This is a genomic window from Neobacillus phoenicis (assembly GCF_047302305.1).
Lineage (GTDB): Bacteria > Bacillota > Bacilli > Bacillales > Cytobacillaceae > Neobacillus.
This window is the reverse complement of the sequence record NZ_CP154847.1, coordinates 281,670-297,186: the sequence shown is the minus strand read 5'-3', so window position 1 is coordinate 297,186 and position 15,517 is coordinate 281,670. Positions and strand designations below refer to the sequence as shown.

At 43.2% G+C, this 15,517-nt stretch carries 11 protein-coding genes, 10 tRNA genes and 3 rRNA genes; 21 read left to right on the top strand and 3 right to left on the bottom strand.

What is annotated here, in order from left to right; genetic code table 11:
• Positions 1–25: 25 nt before the first annotated feature.
• Positions 26–661, bottom strand: a complete 636-nt coding sequence (gerD, locus tag AA0X95_RS01475) for a spore germination lipoprotein GerD (RefSeq protein WP_413304607.1) — start codon at positions 659–661, stop codon at positions 26–28.
• A 150-nt stretch (positions 662–811) separates the two neighbouring features.
• On the opposite strand from gerD, the gene AA0X95_RS01470 reads away from it, so the two are divergent.
• Entirely contained in the window at positions 812–1,489 is a 678-nt protein-coding gene (locus AA0X95_RS01470; protein WP_413304604.1) for a KinB-signaling pathway activation protein, read from the top strand.
• Positions 1,490–1,517: 28 nt separating this feature from the next.
• Here the strand turns inward: AA0X95_RS01470 and pdaB are convergent, their stop codons facing one another.
• Positions 1,518–2,270 (bottom strand): polysaccharide deacetylase family sporulation protein PdaB, encoded by a 753-nt coding sequence (gene pdaB / locus AA0X95_RS01465; RefSeq protein ID WP_413304601.1) that lies wholly within the window; start codon positions 2,268–2,270, stop codon positions 1,518–1,520.
• Positions 2,271–2,407: 137 nt separating this feature from the next.
• Between pdaB and AA0X95_RS01460 the strand changes: the two genes are divergently transcribed.
• The 15 genes from AA0X95_RS01460 to rocF all read left to right on the top strand — a co-directional run bounded on the left by AA0X95_RS01460 (position 2,408) and on the right by rocF (position 10,110).
• Positions 2,408–2,638, top strand: coding sequence for a hypothetical protein (locus AA0X95_RS01460; RefSeq protein WP_413304598.1), 231 nt, complete (start codon positions 2,408–2,410; stop codon positions 2,636–2,638).
• A 255-nt stretch (positions 2,639–2,893) separates the two neighbouring features.
• Positions 2,894–4,431, top strand: a 16S ribosomal RNA gene (locus AA0X95_RS01455).
• Positions 4,432–4,637: 206 nt separating this feature from the next.
• A 23S ribosomal RNA gene (locus tag AA0X95_RS01450) occupies positions 4,638–7,573 on the top strand.
• Positions 7,574–7,700: 127 nt separating this feature from the next.
• A 5S ribosomal RNA gene (gene rrf / locus AA0X95_RS01445) occupies positions 7,701–7,817 on the top strand.
• Together the 16S, 23S and 5S rRNA genes with 10 tRNA genes alongside form the textbook arrangement of a ribosomal RNA operon.
• Before the next feature lie 14 nt (positions 7,818–7,831).
• Positions 7,832–7,906: transfer RNA gene (locus AA0X95_RS01440), tRNA-Asn, on the top strand.
• Between the two features lie 29 nt (positions 7,907–7,935).
• Positions 7,936–8,008 (top strand) — tRNA-Thr (locus tag AA0X95_RS01435).
• Between the two features lie 23 nt (positions 8,009–8,031).
• Positions 8,032–8,106 (top strand) — tRNA-Glu (locus AA0X95_RS01430).
• A gap of 4 nt (positions 8,107–8,110) precedes the next feature.
• Positions 8,111–8,186: transfer RNA gene (locus AA0X95_RS01425), tRNA-Val, on the top strand.
• Between the two features lie 19 nt (positions 8,187–8,205).
• Positions 8,206–8,281 (top strand) — tRNA-Thr (locus AA0X95_RS01420).
• A gap of 19 nt (positions 8,282–8,300) precedes the next feature.
• Positions 8,301–8,385, top strand: a tRNA-Tyr gene (locus AA0X95_RS01415).
• A 47-nt stretch (positions 8,386–8,432) separates the two neighbouring features.
• A tRNA-Gln gene (locus AA0X95_RS01410) sits at positions 8,433–8,507 on the top strand.
• A gap of 1 nt (position 8,508) precedes the next feature.
• Positions 8,509–8,581: transfer RNA gene (locus tag AA0X95_RS01405), tRNA-Lys, on the top strand.
• A gap of 54 nt (positions 8,582–8,635) precedes the next feature.
• Positions 8,636–8,710, top strand: a tRNA-Gly gene (locus AA0X95_RS01400).
• A 4-nt stretch (positions 8,711–8,714) separates the two neighbouring features.
• Positions 8,715–8,790: transfer RNA gene (locus AA0X95_RS01395), tRNA-Ala, on the top strand.
• A gap of 420 nt (positions 8,791–9,210) precedes the next feature.
• Positions 9,211–10,110, top strand: coding sequence for an arginase (gene rocF / locus AA0X95_RS01390; RefSeq protein ID WP_413304595.1), 900 nt, complete (start codon positions 9,211–9,213; stop codon positions 10,108–10,110).
• A 39-nt stretch (positions 10,111–10,149) separates the two neighbouring features.
• Here the strand turns inward: rocF and AA0X95_RS01385 are convergent, their stop codons facing one another.
• Entirely contained in the window at positions 10,150–10,308 is a 159-nt protein-coding gene (locus tag AA0X95_RS01385) for an aspartyl-phosphate phosphatase Spo0E family protein (protein WP_413304592.1), read from the bottom strand.
• 195 nt (positions 10,309–10,503) lie between these two features.
• Here AA0X95_RS01385 and sigW point away from each other — a divergent pair, with 195 nt between their 5' ends.
• The 5 genes from sigW to glmM all read left to right on the top strand — a co-directional run bounded on the left by sigW (position 10,504) and on the right by glmM (position 15,483).
• A complete protein-coding gene (sigW, locus tag AA0X95_RS01380; protein ID WP_413304590.1) occupies positions 10,504–11,067 on the top strand; it encodes an RNA polymerase sigma factor SigW in 564 nt (187 codons plus the stop codon).
• 18 nt (positions 11,068–11,085) lie between these two features.
• Positions 11,086–11,724 carry a zf-HC2 domain-containing protein gene (locus AA0X95_RS01375; protein WP_413304587.1) on the top strand — a complete coding sequence of 213 codons (639 nt, stop codon included), beginning with the start codon at positions 11,086–11,088 and terminating at the stop codon, positions 11,722–11,724.
• A gap of 322 nt (positions 11,725–12,046) precedes the next feature.
• The gene (cdaA, locus tag AA0X95_RS01370) at positions 12,047–12,874 is read left to right on the top strand and encodes a diadenylate cyclase CdaA (protein WP_413304585.1); all 828 of its coding nucleotides are present in this window, start codon (positions 12,047–12,049) and stop codon (positions 12,872–12,874) included.
• Positions 12,867–14,099, top strand: coding sequence for a YbbR-like domain-containing protein (locus AA0X95_RS01365; RefSeq protein ID WP_413304582.1), 1,233 nt, complete (start codon positions 12,867–12,869; stop codon positions 14,097–14,099). Before cdaA ends, AA0X95_RS01365 begins: the two co-directional genes overlap by 8 nt.
• A gap of 34 nt (positions 14,100–14,133) precedes the next feature.
• Complete coding sequence (glmM, locus tag AA0X95_RS01360) at positions 14,134–15,483, top strand: phosphoglucosamine mutase (RefSeq protein WP_413304579.1); 1,350 nt, start codon at positions 14,134–14,136, stop codon at positions 15,481–15,483.
• Positions 15,484–15,517 lie beyond the last annotated feature (34 nt).

The window sequence follows — 15,517 nt, the reverse complement described above, 5'->3', positions numbered from 1 at the left end:
CTGACCAAGGCGCTTGCGCTTTTCTTTATTGACCGCCTCCAGCTCCGCTTTGACCGCCTCCAGAGCTTTGTTCGCCACTAGATTGGTCTCCTCCTTGCTTTGAGCTGGATTTTCCTTGTGCTTCTTCTGCTGCTTTTAAGAGTAGCTCTTGCATTTTAGCTTTAAACAGCGGACTTTCTATCGTCTCTGATATGACTGACTGAAGATGGGCCCGGTATTCCTTGCTTTTCAATGCGTCTGCCATTTCCTTTTGAATTTCCGGCTCTTTGAAGACTTGAATCATCATGCCGCGATATTCCGGGTCATTCATTAATTCCTTAAGTAACTTTTCATTTTCGCTTCTCATATTCTTGGCTACACCTTTAGCGAATTTAGGGTCACTGAAGGTTTTTTTCCAGAAGTCTGTTGCTTTATCAGAGGTAAGTGTTTGTTCAATGGTGTCAGAGACCACTTTTTGGTCCATAACCAACTTTTCTTTCATTTTATCGTCAGCCATTACATCTTGAATTGCCTTCTTACCATCATCTGTCTTTAAAATATCAACAACCATTTTCTTTGTTTGTTCGTAATCAACTTGCCCTCCGCTACTTGATTCACCAGAAGAACAGCTTGTTAGGAACAACATGATGGGTAGGAGGAGCAACATACTTTTTATTTTCATTATTCAAGCTCCTTTCACATAAGAATCCTTAATTTTATAATGAAGTAAAAGGGAAGAGATTATTCGTATGTAAATGAAATTATAGATTTTTCAAATTTTGCTTGGTACAATCAGTATGGTATTCATTTTTGTAATATGGAGGTTTATAGTGTGACAAGCCGTAATTGGGTAAGACTTTTTATGACCACATTATTAATAGGCGGGATCACAACGGCTATTGTGGGTTTTATTGTTCGCTGGAACGAATTTCAGCCTTATTTTGTTGAATTTAGAATCATTGATATTTTATCAACGTTAGTTTGGTTAATTGTTATGGGCTTTCTTTTTAGTGTTATAAGTCAGATGGGTTTTTTTGCTTATTTAACCGTTCATCGTTTCGGGTTAGGGATTTTTAAATCCGCCTCTCTCTGGAATGCGGTTCAAATGGTTCTTATCCTTTTTGCTCTATTTGATTTGATCTATTTACGATACGATAACTTTGCTAAAGATGGGGACTCTGTCTTACCTTATTTTGTCCCTGCTCTCATTCTTCTAGTTGTTGGTCTAATCGTTGCTTGGTATAAAACTAAACAGACCAGTCGAGAGGCATTTATTCCTGCTCTTTTCTTTATGATTGTGGTTACCCTGGTTGAGTGGGTTCCTGTTCTCCGTGTTAACGAAAGAAGCTGGCTCTTTCTGATGATGTTTGCTTTAATGGCCTGTAATGCCTATCAGCTATTGATTCTTCATAAATTAAATACACAATCTGCACAAGAACGTCAAAATCGTGCACAAACAGCTAGTCCAAATGTGAAAAATAAAAATAAAAAAGTAAAACCGTCCAATTAAATGGGCGGTTTTTTCTGTAAAATTATATTCATCTAATTTCCTTTGAATGTGCTTCTCCGTTAGCAATCATCTCAGTAACGGAAACAAACTTCAATCCTTTTTGGCGAATATCAGCTAAAATGAGCGGCAGTGCTTTTGCTGTTTGCTTGGCGGAATCTGATGCATGAAGAAGAATGATATCCCCCTTCTTCGCTTTTTTTGTATTCTCTACAATTTTAGATACACCAGGATTTTGCCAATCCTTAGAATCAACACTCCAATGGACTACTGTGTAGCCATATCTCTTGGCGATTTTTAAGGTGCGTTCATCAAAGTGTCCGGTCGGGGCACGAAGCAGTTTGATGTTTTTAACATTTAATTTTGTAAAGACTTCTTGTGCTTTAGATATATCCTTAGCAATCTTCACATCTTCTAAATCGGTATACTCTTCATAATTGTAGCCAAGAATACCGATTTCATATCCTTCCTTAACAATCCGGCTAACAAGGTCGGGGTGTCTTTCTGCCCAAGAACCGGCTAAGAAAAAGGTGGCTGATTTCACATTTTCTTTCTTTAGTGTGTCTAAAATTGGTTCTGCCTTTTCATCACCCCAACCAATATTAAAGGATAAAGCTAAATCTTTTTCCCCCCGATAGACCGCTTTTGGACCATCTTTCGTTGAAAATACAGGAATTTGTGCATGGTTTTCCATATAAAGAAACCATGCGGTAAAAAAAGCTGCGATTAATACCAATGATACATTTTTTAAAGATTTCCCATTCAATACAAAAAAGAAATTCATCCTTCCCACCTCGTCCAATACCATCCTTGTCTCAACCTATGCTTGTATTTTTGAAAATATGATTAAAAATTACGTTTATAAAATCACAGAAATTGGAAAAGACTACTATAACTAGAATATTTGCTGGAGGTTATTCAATGTTTGGACTTCTGATTAATGAAAAAGAAGTAAAAGAAATGGAATACCTTATTAAAAGAGAAATGGATGAAATACTATTTGATTTAAAAGATGAGCGAATTGATCATATTGTAAAAAGAGCAATGGAAGAAAGATATAAAGTATTATTTACATTGTTTAGAAGAGTGGCCTCACCACATGAATGTTTGAAGTATATGAGGAGAGGAAAGAAAGATAGAAAAAAGGGATAAGTATTTTTCATAAATATCGTTGACAATCATATGCGGCTTTGGTATAGTAATAAACGTCGCTGCTGACATAAAAACAACTTAATGAAATTTAAAAAGTTGTTGACATGATGTTTTGTAGATGATATATTAATAAAGTCGCTTTTGGGCGACGGTGAATTTGTTCTTTGAAAACTAAACAAACAAAAACGTCAACAAACAATAATATTTAGCTTCTTAGTGAAGTTAAGCCAACGTAACAAAATGAGCTAATCAACTTTCTTGGAGAGTTTGATCCTGGCTCAGGACGAACGCTGGCGGCGTGCCTAATACATGCAAGTCGAGCGAACCACTTCGGTGGTTAGCGGCGGACGGGTGAGTAACACGTGGGCAACCTGCCTGTAAGACTGGGATAACTTCGGGAAACCGGAGCTAATACCGGATAATCCTTTTCCTCTCATGAGGAAAAGCTGAAAGACGGTTTCGGCTGTCACTTACAGATGGGCCCGCGGCGCATTAGCTAGTTGGTGAGGTAACGGCTCACCAAGGCGACGATGCGTAGCCGACCTGAGAGGGTGATCGGCCACACTGGGACTGAGACACGGCCCAGACTCCTACGGGAGGCAGCAGTAGGGAATCTTCCACAATGGACGAAAGTCTGATGGAGCAACGCCGCGTGAGCGATGAAGGCCTTCGGGTCGTAAAGCTCTGTTGTTAGGGAAGAACAAGTACCGGAGTAACTGCCGGTACCTTGACGGTACCTAACCAGAAAGCCACGGCTAACTACGTGCCAGCAGCCGCGGTAATACGTAGGTGGCAAGCGTTGTCCGGAATTATTGGGCGTAAAGCGCGCGCAGGCGGTCCTTTAAGTCTGATGTGAAAGCCCACGGCTCAACCGTGGAGGGTCATTGGAAACTGGGGGACTTGAGTGCAGAAGAGGAAAGCGGAATTCCACGTGTAGCGGTGAAATGCGTAGAGATGTGGAGGAACACCAGTGGCGAAGGCGGCTTTCTGGTCTGTAACTGACGCTGAGGCGCGAAAGCGTGGGGAGCAAACAGGATTAGATACCCTGGTAGTCCACGCCGTAAACGATGAGTGCTAAGTGTTAGGGGGTTTCCGCCCCTTAGTGCTGCAGCTAACGCATTAAGCACTCCGCCTGGGGAGTACGGCCGCAAGGCTGAAACTCAAAGGAATTGACGGGGGCCCGCACAAGCGGTGGAGCATGTGGTTTAATTCGAAGCAACGCGAAGAACCTTACCAGGTCTTGACATCCTCTGACACTCCTAGAGATAGGACGTTCCCCTTCGGGGGACAGAGTGACAGGTGGTGCATGGTTGTCGTCAGCTCGTGTCGTGAGATGTTGGGTTAAGTCCCGCAACGAGCGCAACCCTTGATCTTAGTTGCCAGCATTCAGTTGGGCACTCTAAGGTGACTGCCGGTGACAAACCGGAGGAAGGTGGGGATGACGTCAAATCATCATGCCCCTTATGACCTGGGCTACACACGTGCTACAATGGATGGTACAAAGGGCTGCAAGACCGCGAGGTTTAGCCAATCCCATAAAACCATTCTCAGTTCGGATTGTAGGCTGCAACTCGCCTACATGAAGCCGGAATCGCTAGTAATCGCGGATCAGCATGCCGCGGTGAATACGTTCCCGGGCCTTGTACACACCGCCCGTCACACCACGAGAGTTTGTAACACCCGAAGTCGGTGGGGTAACCGTAAGGAGCCAGCCGCCTAAGGTGGGACAGATGATTGGGGTGAAGTCGTAACAAGGTAGCCGTATCGGAAGGTGCGGCTGGATCACCTCCTTTCTAAGGATATAAGCTGGACATATGAGCCAGACAAAACATGTTTGTTTGATTGTTTCTTGTTTGTTTAGTTTTGAGAGTGCAATCTCTCAAATCTTTTTTTAATCGTTCTTTGAAAACTAGATAATCGTAATGAAGAAGTCAAGTAAAACATCGAGTAATCGCCATTTTAGTTTTCTCTCTATTAATTTAGAGAAACAAACCTTTTAGGTTAAGTTAGAAAGGGCGCACGGTGAATGCCTTGGCACTAGGAGCCGATGAAGGACGGGACTAACACCGATATGCTTCGGGGAGCTGTAAGTAAGCTTTGATCCGGAGATTTCCGAATGGGGGAACCCACTGTTCGTAATGGAACAGTATCTTTACCTGAATACATAGGGTATTGAAGGCATACCCGGGGAACTGAAACATCTAAGTACCCGGAGGAAGAGAAAGCAAACGCGATTCCCTGAGTAGCGGCGAGCGAAACGGGACATAGCCCAAACCAAGAGGCTTGCCTCTTGGGGTTGTAGGACACTCAACATGGAGTTACAAAGGAACGGGGTAGATGAAGCGGCCTGGAAAGGCCCGTCAGAGAAGGTAAAAACCCTGTAGTCGAAACTTCGTTCCCTCCTGAGTGGATCCTGAGTACGGCCGGACACGTGAAATCCGGTCGGAAGCAGGGAGGACCATCTCCCAAGGCTAAATACTCCCTAGTGACCGATAGTGAACCAGTACCGTGAGGGAAAGGTGAAAAGCACCCCGGAAGGGGAGTGAAATAGTTCCTGAAACCGTGTGCCTACAAGTAGTTAGAGCCCGTTAATGGGTGATAGCGTGCCTTTTGTAGAATGAACCGGCGAGTTACGATCCCATGCAAGGTTAAGTTGAAGAGACGGAGCCGCAGCGAAAGCGAGTCTGAATAGGGCGAATGAGTATGTGGTCGTAGACCCGAAACCAGGTGATCTACCCATGTCCAGGGTGAAGTCCAGGTAACACTGGATGGAGGCCCGAACCCACGCACGTTGAAAAGTGCGGGGATGAGGTGTGGGTAGCGGAGAAATTCCAATCGAACTTGGAGATAGCTGGTTCTCTCCGAAATAGCTTTAGGGCTAGCCTCACGTAGTTAGAGTCTTGGAGGTAGAGCACTGTTTGGACTAGGGGCCCTCATCGGGTTACCGAATTCAGACAAACTCCGAATGCCAAAGACTTATCCGTGGGAGTCAGACTGCGAGTGATAAGATCCGTAGTCAAAAGGGAAACAGCCCAGACCACCAGCTAAGGTCCCAAAGTTTACGTTAAGTGGAAAAGGATGTGGAGTTGCTTAGACAACCAGGATGTTGGCTTAGAAGCAGCCACCATTTAAAGAGTGCGTAATAGCTCACTGGTCGAGTGACTCTGCGCCGAAAATGTACCGGGGCTAAACGTAACACCGAAGCTGTGGATTGACATCTTAGATGTCAGTGGTAGGAGAGCGTTCTAAGGGCGTTGAAGCTAGACCGTAAGGACTGGTGGAGCGCTTAGAAGTGAGAATGCCGGTATGAGTAGCGAAAGATGAGTGAGAATCTCATCCACCGTATGCCTAAGGTTTCCTGAGGAAGGCTCGTCCGCTCAGGGTTAGTCGGGACCTAAGCCGAGGCCGAAAGGCGTAGGCGATGGACAACAGGTTGATATTCCTGTACCACCTCTTTATCGTTTGAGTGATGGGGGGACGCAGGAGGATAGGGTAAGCGCGCTGTTGGATATGCGCGTCTAAGCAGTTAGGCTGGAAAGTAGGAAAATCCGCTTTCCGTAAAGGCTGAGCTGTGATAGCGAGGGAAATTTAGTACCGAAGTTCCTGATTCCACACTGCCAAGAAAAGCCTCTAGCGAGATAAAAGGTGCCCGTACCGCAAACCGACACAGGTAGGCGAGGAGAGAATCCTAAGGTGAGCGAGAGAACTCTCGTTAAGGAACTCGGCAAAATGACCCCGTAACTTCGGGAGAAGGGGTGCTTTTTGAGGTGAATAGCCTCGAAGAGCCGCAGTGAATAGGCCCAGGCGACTGTTTAGCAAAAACACAGGTCTCTGCGAAGCCGCAAGGCGAAGTATAGGGGCTGACGCCTGCCCGGTGCTGGAAGGTTAAGAGGAGGGGTTAGCGCAAGCGAAGCTCTGAATCGAAGCCCCAGTAAACGGCGGCCGTAACTATAACGGTCCTAAGGTAGCGAAATTCCTTGTCGGGTAAGTTCCGACCCGCACGAAAGGCGTAACGATCTGGGCACTGTCTCAACGAGAGACTCGGTGAAATTATAGTACCTGTGAAGATGCAGGTTACCCGCGACAGGACGGAAAGACCCCGTGGAGCTTTACTGTAGCCTGATATTGAATTTTGGTACAGCTTGTACAGGATAGGTAGGAGCCGTAGAAACCGGAGCGCTAGCTTCGGTGGAGGCGTCGGTGGGATACTACCCTGGCTGTATTGAAATTCTAACCCGCACCCCTTATCGGGGTGGGAGACAGTGTCAGGTGGGCAGTTTGACTGGGGCGGTCGCCTCCTAAAGAGTAACGGAGGCGCCCAAAGGTTCCCTCAGAATGGTTGGAAATCATTCGTAGAGTGTAAAGGCACAAGGGAGCTTGACTGCGAGACCTACAAGTCGAGCAGGGACGAAAGTCGGGCTTAGTGATCCGGTGGTTCCGCATGGAAGGGCCATCGCTCAACGGATAAAAGCTACCCCGGGGATAACAGGCTTATCTCCCCCAAGAGTCCACATCGACGGGGAGGTTTGGCACCTCGATGTCGGCTCATCGCATCCTGGGGCTGTAGTCGGTCCCAAGGGTTGGGCTGTTCGCCCATTAAAGCGGTACGCGAGCTGGGTTCAGAACGTCGTGAGACAGTTCGGTCCCTATCCGTCGTGGGCGCAGGAAATTTGAGAGGAGCTGTCCTTAGTACGAGAGGACCGGGATGGACGCACCGCTGGTGTACCAGTTGTCTTGCCAAAGGCATCGCTGGGTAGCTATGTGCGGACGGGATAAGTGCTGAAAGCATCTAAGCATGAAGCCCCCCTCAAGATGAGATTTCCCATAGCGTCAAGCTAGTAAGAACCCTGAAAGATGATCAGGTTGATAGGTCAGAGGTGGAAGCGTGGTAACATGTGGAGCTGACTGATACTAATCGTTCGAGGACTTAACCAAGTTTTAAGCGAACTCGTTTTTTACAAACACTTCTTCTGCATTATCTAGTTTTGAGGGAATGAAAAAATTAATTTTCCTCTTGAAAAAATCAAAAAAGACATTATAATAAAATAGTGTCAAATAATAGTCTGGTAATTATGGCGAGAAGGTCACACCCGTTCCCATACCGAACACGGAAGTTAAGCTTCTCAGCGCCGATGGTAGTTGGGACGAAAGTCCCTGTGAGAGTAGGACATTGCCAGGCTGTTATCTTACTGTTCCGCAGTAGCTCAGTGGTAGAGCTATCGGCTGTTAACCGATCGGTCGTAGGTTCGAGTCCTACCTGCGGAGCCATTTTTATGTCATCAAGAAAATTCAGCTATGCTTCCATAGCTCAGTAGGTAGAGCACTTCCATGGTAAGGAAGAGGTCAGCGGTTCGAGCCCGCTTGGAAGCTTACCTATTTTTATAATTAATTATGGCCCCTTGGTCAAGCGGTTAAGACACCGCCCTTTCACGGCGGTAACACGGGTTCGAATCCCGTAGGGGTCACCATTTTGGAGGATTAGCTCAGCTGGGAGAGCATCTGCCTTACAAGCAGAGGGTCGGCGGTTCGATCCCGTCATCCTCCACCATAAATTTTCCTTACTAAATGCCGGTGTAGCTCAATTGGTAGAGCAACTGACTTGTAATCAGTAGGTTGGGGGTTCAAGTCCTCTCGCCGGCACCACTTTTTTAAAAATAAATATGGAGGGGTAGCGAAGTGGCTAAACGCGGCGGACTGTAAATCCGCTCCCTCCGGGTTCGGCGGTTCGAATCCGTCCCCCTCCACCATTTATATTTTTAAAAAAGTTGGACAAACTATAATTAACGTTCAATATTGGGCTATAGCCAAGCGGTAAGGCATCGCACTTTGACTGCGACATGCGTTGGTTCAAATCCAGCTAGCCCAGCCAAGAGCCATTAGCTCAGTTGGTAGAGCATCTGACTTTTAATCAGAGGGTCGAAGGTTCGAGTCCTTCATGGCTCATAAATTTAAGATAAAACCCTGGGATATGTATCCTCGGGTTTTATCTTCGAATATGCGGAAGTAGTTCAGTGGTAGAACACCACCTTGCCAAGGTGGGGGTCGCGGGTTCGAATCCCGTCTTCCGCTCCATTATGGGGCCTTAGCTCAGCTGGGAGAGCGCCTGCTTTGCACGCAGGAGGTCAGCGGTTCGATCCCGCTAGGCTCCACCATCACACTACATATTTTGCCTTAAATCAGACGATGATTTAAGGCTTTTTTTATGAGCTTGAATTCTTGCTAATAATAATAGAAAGTCCGCGTAGAGAGGTTCCATGAGCCCGTAATCAGGATTAATAAAAGAAAAAGGTCGCATAGAGAGGTTCTATGAGCCCGTAATCAGGATTAATAAGAAAAAAAGGTCGCATAGAGAGGTTCTATGAGCCCGTAATCAGGATTAATAAGAAAAAAAGGTCGCATAGAGAGGCCCTATGAGCCCGTAATCAGGATTAATAAGAAAAAAGGTCGCATAGAGTACCACACTCACAAACCACACCTTCCCACCGCATATATATACAAAATTCTGTCGAGTTGAGTCATATGGATGAAAGCGGTTAAAATAGTAATGATAAAGGGTTAGGGAGGGAATTGCTTTGACTAAGAAACTATCGATTATTGGGATGCCTATGGACTTAGGCCAAATGCGGCGTGGAGTGGATATGGGACCTAGTGCCATCCGCTATGCAGGAATCTACGAGCGGTTAAAACCGCTGTTCGACGAAATTCACGATTTAGGTGATATCCCAGTTGGAAGACCTGAAGTTGTCGTAGATAAAGAATCAAACTTACGAAATCTAGACCTAGTGGCAGAAAAAAGTACTCTGCTAGCTGAAAAAGTAGACGAAGTCGTTCAATCCGGAGCTTTTCCACTTGTCTTGGGTGGAGACCATAGCATTGCAATTGGTACATTAGCTGGCGTTTCCAAGCATTATAAAAACCTAGGTGTCATCTGGTATGATGCACATGGTGATTTGAATACAGCAGAGACAAGCCCTACAGGAAACATCCATGGGATGCCTTTAGCGGTCAGCCTTGGATGGGGTCACTCTTTATTAACCCAAATCTTAAACTACTCCCCAAAGGTAAAGCCTGAGAATGTTGTCATTATTGGAGCAAGGGCACTTGATGAGGGCGAAAAAGAATTAATAAAAGAAAAAGGTATAAAAGTTTATACTATGCATGAGATTGATCGTCTAGGTATGACGAAAGTAATGGAAGAAACGATTGCCTATCTAAAGGAAAAAACGGATGGCGTTCACTTATCACTTGATTTAGATGGTCTAGATCCTAGCGATGCACCAGGGGTGGGAACACCAGTTATGGGTGGAATAAGCTACAGAGAAAGTCATCTTGCAATGGAAATGCTAGAAGAAGCAAAAATAATTACTTCTGTAGAATTTGTAGAAGTGAACCCAATTCTTGATGAAAAAAATAAAACTGCGGTTTGCGCAGTTGAGTTAATGGGATCACTTTTTGGGGAAAAACTATTATAAATAAGAAAGCAGCTGTCCACACCACAGCTGCTTTTTTTATTAAGAATCCAAGGTATGATACTGATAGAGCAACACATCAAGCTTTTTACTGACAGCAATGACATGGGGATGTAACAAAGAAGTCTTGGATGCAAGTCGCACCATTTCATCACGGCATATTTCTATTTCCTTCATTAACTGAGGACGTTGAAGCACCACTTCGCACACAACCTCTTTTCTTTTCAATCGTTATTATCTTTTTACCCCAAGGAAAAAACTTTAAACTATTTTCTTAACGTTATTAGTAAATTTTTGTTAATATTATAGGTATTGAAAGTTATTTCGTTTTAAAACGAAACTTTTTTGCTAGCGATTCGTAGTATCGTATAGCAGCATTGGAGCTGAGGTATTTTAATGGAAGCTATAATTAAAAAAAGAATAAAACAAGTCATTAGAGGCGACCAGGATGCCTTTGGTGAAATCGTCGAGATATATAAAAATAGTGTCTACCAGCTTTGTTTTAGAATGCTGGGGAACCGACATGAAGCGGAAGACGTGGCACAGGAAGCTTTTATCCGAGCATATGTAAATATTAAATCGTTTAATCAAGATTTAAAATTCTCTACCTGGCTTTTTCGGATAGCCACTAATTTATGTATTGACCGCATGAGGAAAAAGAAACCTGATTATTATTTAGATGCGGAAGTGGCAGGAACAGAAGGATTAACTATGTATGCACAGGTCCCGTCTAATACTCCGCTGCCTGAGAATGAGGTCGAAAGTTTGGAGCTGCATGAGACTGTTCAACAGGAAATCTTAAAACTACCTGAAAAATATCGATCGGCTATTGTCCTAAAATACATTGAAGAGCTGTCATTAAATGAAATTAGTGAAATTCTTGATTTGCCGCTTGGAACAGTTAAAACAAGAATTCACCGAGGACGAGAAGCGTTAAGACAACAATTAAGATATGTGTGATAAGAGGTGAAACGTTAAATGTGTCCAGAACATATCATTGAACTAATGCACGAATATTTAGATGAAGAAATAGAACCAGAAAAAGAACAAGTCCTACGAGAGCATCTCAAAAGCTGTTCAGAATGTGATGCTATTTTTAATGAACTAAAAAGGACCATTGCTTTTGTACAAAGCATTTCTCATATGCAAGCTCCGGACGATTTTACAGCAAAAGTGTTAGCTCGTCTTCCTAAAGAAAAGAAAAAGATAGGGATGCAACGGTGGTTGAAAAATCATCCTATACTTGCTGCGGCATCCGTATTCGTAGTCTTAATGTTGGGAAGCTTATTCTCTACTTGGAACCAGGACAGAGAGTTTGCTGTATCTAAGCAAAATAACTTAATCGTCAAAAATGATACGGTCATTGTGCCTAAAGGAGAAGTTGTAAAGGGCGATGTCATTGTACGTAATGGGACACTTAAAATAGAGGGCGAAGTCCAAGGTGACGTTACAGTTATCCATGGAGAGATTATTAATGGAGAGAAATATTTAGCTTCAGCGGGACATGTAACCGGACAAATTGAAGAGGTAAATGAGGTCTTTGATTGGATATGGTATCATATGAAAAAGGCAGGACAAGATGCTGTCCAACTTTTTGAACAGCCTGAAACCAACTAAAAACAAATCACTCTGTGTATGAGTGATTTGTTTTTTATCGTAATAAAGAACGTACAAAATTCGACTTCGAGAATTGTCCAGCTCCCAAGCCTAGCCCCTCGGGTCAAATGTTCTTCTGCAATAAAAGTCAAAGAGCGACTTTTCTTGCAGAAGAACATTTGCCTGTCGGGGCTGATCAAGGCGCTTCCGCTTTTCTTAAAAGTGTTAGGATTGAGGGAGTTTTCGCCTAAATATAGACATATAATAAGTATATGAGGAATTTATGGTATAATAATTGAGTTGTCATGAATATAGGTCTTTATAAAATTACGGAGGAAAAACAATGCAGTTTGCTGATTTCACTGTATGGAAGTATTTAGCTAGTATTGTTGATATTGTCCTCGTATGGTATGTCATTTATAAACTGATTAATGTGATAAAAGGAACAAAAGCTGTTCAGTTATTAAAAGGGATACTGGTGATTCTCTTAGTCAGAGTTGTCAGTGAGTTCCTTGGCTTAGTCACATTAAGTTGGATGATGCAACAAGCCATAAATTGGGGATTTCTTGCTATAATCATTATTTTTCAGCCTGAACTCCGAAGAGCTCTTGAGCAATTAGGGAGAGGGCGCTTTTTCTCACGGAGTAGTAATCCAGATGATGATGACCAGGAAAAAACAGTCGAAGCGATTATTAAGGCAACCGACTATATGGCCAAACGGCGGATTGGTGCTTTGATCTCTATTGAGAGAGAAACAGGTATGGGTGATTACATAGAAACAGGTATTCCGTTAAATTCCTCGATATCTTCGGAATTGCTCATTAATATTTTTATCCCAAACACACCTCTCCATGACGGGGCTGTAATTATCCAAAAGAATAGTGTGGCAGCGGCCGCTTGCTATCTTCCTTTGTCTGAGAGTCCGTTTATCTCAAAGGAGTTAGGTACAAGGCATAGGGCGGCACTAGGAATTAGTGAAGTTACAGATAGTATTACCGTCGTTGTTTCTGAAGAGACAGGTAGTATCTCTCTTACAAGGAACGGAGAACTACATCGTGATTTGAAAACAGATGGATTAAAGGAATTACTTACTAGTGAATTAGTCATTCATAACAAAGCGAAACAAGCTTCTTCCACTCGTTGGAACTGGAGGGGGAAGAATAATGGATAAATTGATGGATAACCCTTGGTTTATAAAAATTCTTGCGTTGTTATTGGCAGTTCTTTTGTATAACTCCATCCCACCACACACAGGTAAAGAAATGACGGATGTGAATGTACCAAGCGTTCAATCATCCGTTACCATTAAGGATTTTCCTGTAAAAGTGTATTATGATACGGAAAATTTAGTGGTTTCTGGCATTCCAGATTCGGTGGACATTACATTAAAAGGTCCAACTACACATGTCCAATCAGCCAATGCTTTAAGAAACTTTGAAGTATTTGTAGATTTAACGAATGTGAAAATTGGAAAGCAAAAAGTGAAACTTGAGGTAAAAGACCTTTCCGATAAACTAAAGGCAACCTTGAAGCCGGATACTGTCACAGTCACGGTTCAAGAGAAAATCACCAAAGAATTCAAAGTAGAAGCTGAATTTAATAAGAATCAGATTGAGGATGGGTATTCTGCCGGACAACCTGTTGTAGAACCAAATAAGGTAAAGATAACAGGAGCGAAGAGTGATATTGACCGGATTACCTATGTAAAAGCCACTTTGGAAGAAAAAGAAAAAATGAAAGAGACAGTGTCGAAAGAAGCCACTGTACAAGTTTTAGACAAAGAATTAAATAAGTTGGATGTCAAGGTAGAGCCTAGTACGGTGAAAGTCACCATTCCAATTAAAGATAATAGTAAAACAGTACCGATTTCCATCGTAAAAAAAGGAACACCACCAGCAGGAGTTACGATTGAATCTATTGATTTAGATGTAAAAGAGGCGACCATTATCGGCCCTGAGGATATTCTTAAGGATACAGAAAGTGTACGAGTAGAGGTTGACGTAAGTAAAATAACGGGTAACACTACCCTCGACCTACCAGTCATTATATCCAATGGAATAAGCAAGGTAACCCCGCAAATGGTAAAGGCGACAGTGGTTGTGAGCAAGGTGGAAGAAAAAACGGTTTCGCAAATCCCTTTAAAAATTAGAGGATTATCCGAAAACTATAATGCGGAGATTAACGACCCTGTAAATCAGATGATCAGTTTATTGGTTACTGGTCCTAGTGCTTCTATAAATGGGTTAAAGCCTGAGGATTTTTCCGTGTATGTTGACCTCTCCAGCCTTTCTGAAGGGGATTACGATGTGAATATCCGTATAGAAGGCCCTAAAAATCTGAACTGGAAACCGGATAAAGCGAAGGCGAAAATCACGATTACAAATAACAATGCATAAGATCCAGCCTATATATTGAAGGAGCGATTTTTGAATGGGAAAATATTTTGGTACCGATGGGGTACGCGGAGTAGCAAATAGTGAATTAACACCTGAATTAGCCTTTAAATTAGGCAGATTTGGCGGTTATGTTTTAACGAAGGATAAAGATCGTCCAAAGATTCTTATCGGACGTGATACACGTATATCTGGTCATATGCTTGAAGGTGCCCTCGTAGCAGGATTATTATCTACTGGTGCAGAGGTTATGCGTTTAGGTGTCATTTCTACACCAGGTGTGGCCTATTTAACAAAAGCATTGGGAGCTCAGGCGGGTGTAATGATTTCTGCTTCACATAACCCAGTAGCGGATAACGGAATTAAATTTTTCGGTCCGGACGGTTTCAAACTATCTGATGAGCAGGAAAATGAAATTGAAGAGTTAATGGACTTACCTGAAGATCAACTGCCGCGTCCAACTGGTGGTGACCTTGGACAGGTCATGGATTATTTTGAAGGCGGGCAAAAGTATCTGCAATACTTAAAAAATAGTGTGGATGAAGATTTCTCTGGTATTCATATTGCATTAGATTGCGCACACGGGGCAACATCTTCATTAGCCTCTCACTTATTTGCCGATTTGGATGCAGACCTATCGACTATGGGTGCTTCTCCTAATGGATTGAATATCAATGCAGGAGTGGGTTCCACCCACCCTGAAGCCCTTGCTGCTTTAGTAAAAGAAAAAGGTGCAGATGTTGGTTTATCTTTTGATGGGGATGGCGACCGTTTAATTGCGATTGATGAAAAGGGAAATATTGTTGATGGCGATCAAATTCTTTATATTTGTGGAAAGTATATGAAGGAACATGGACGCTTAAAGCATGGAACGATTGTATCGACAGTTATGAGTAACCTTGGTTTTTATAAAGCCCTTGAAGCCCACGGAATTAACAGTGTACCAACTGCTGTGGGTGACCGCTACGTGGTAGAAGAAATGAAGAAAAATGGATTTAATCTAGGTGGAGAGCAATCCGGACATATTATTTTCTTGGATTACAACACAACAGGTGACGGTTTATTAACAGGGTTACAATTAGTAAACATTATGAAGGCAACACAGAAGCCATTATCTGAGCTAGCGGGAGAAATGAAAAAATTCCCTCAAAAGCTTGTGAATGTACGTGTGACAGATAAACACCATGTTACAGATAACGTTAGAGTGAAGGAAGTTATCGATCAGGTAGAAGCTGAAATGGCTGGAGATGGAAGAATTCTAGTACGTCCATCTGGAACAGAGCCGTTAGTACGTGTAATGGCAGAAGCGCCAACACAGGAATTATGTGATGCTTATGTTGACCGTATTGTGACTGTAGTGAAAGAAGAAATGGAATTAAAAGAATAAATGAATGAAGCTCCGGCACAAGTGGCTGGAGCTT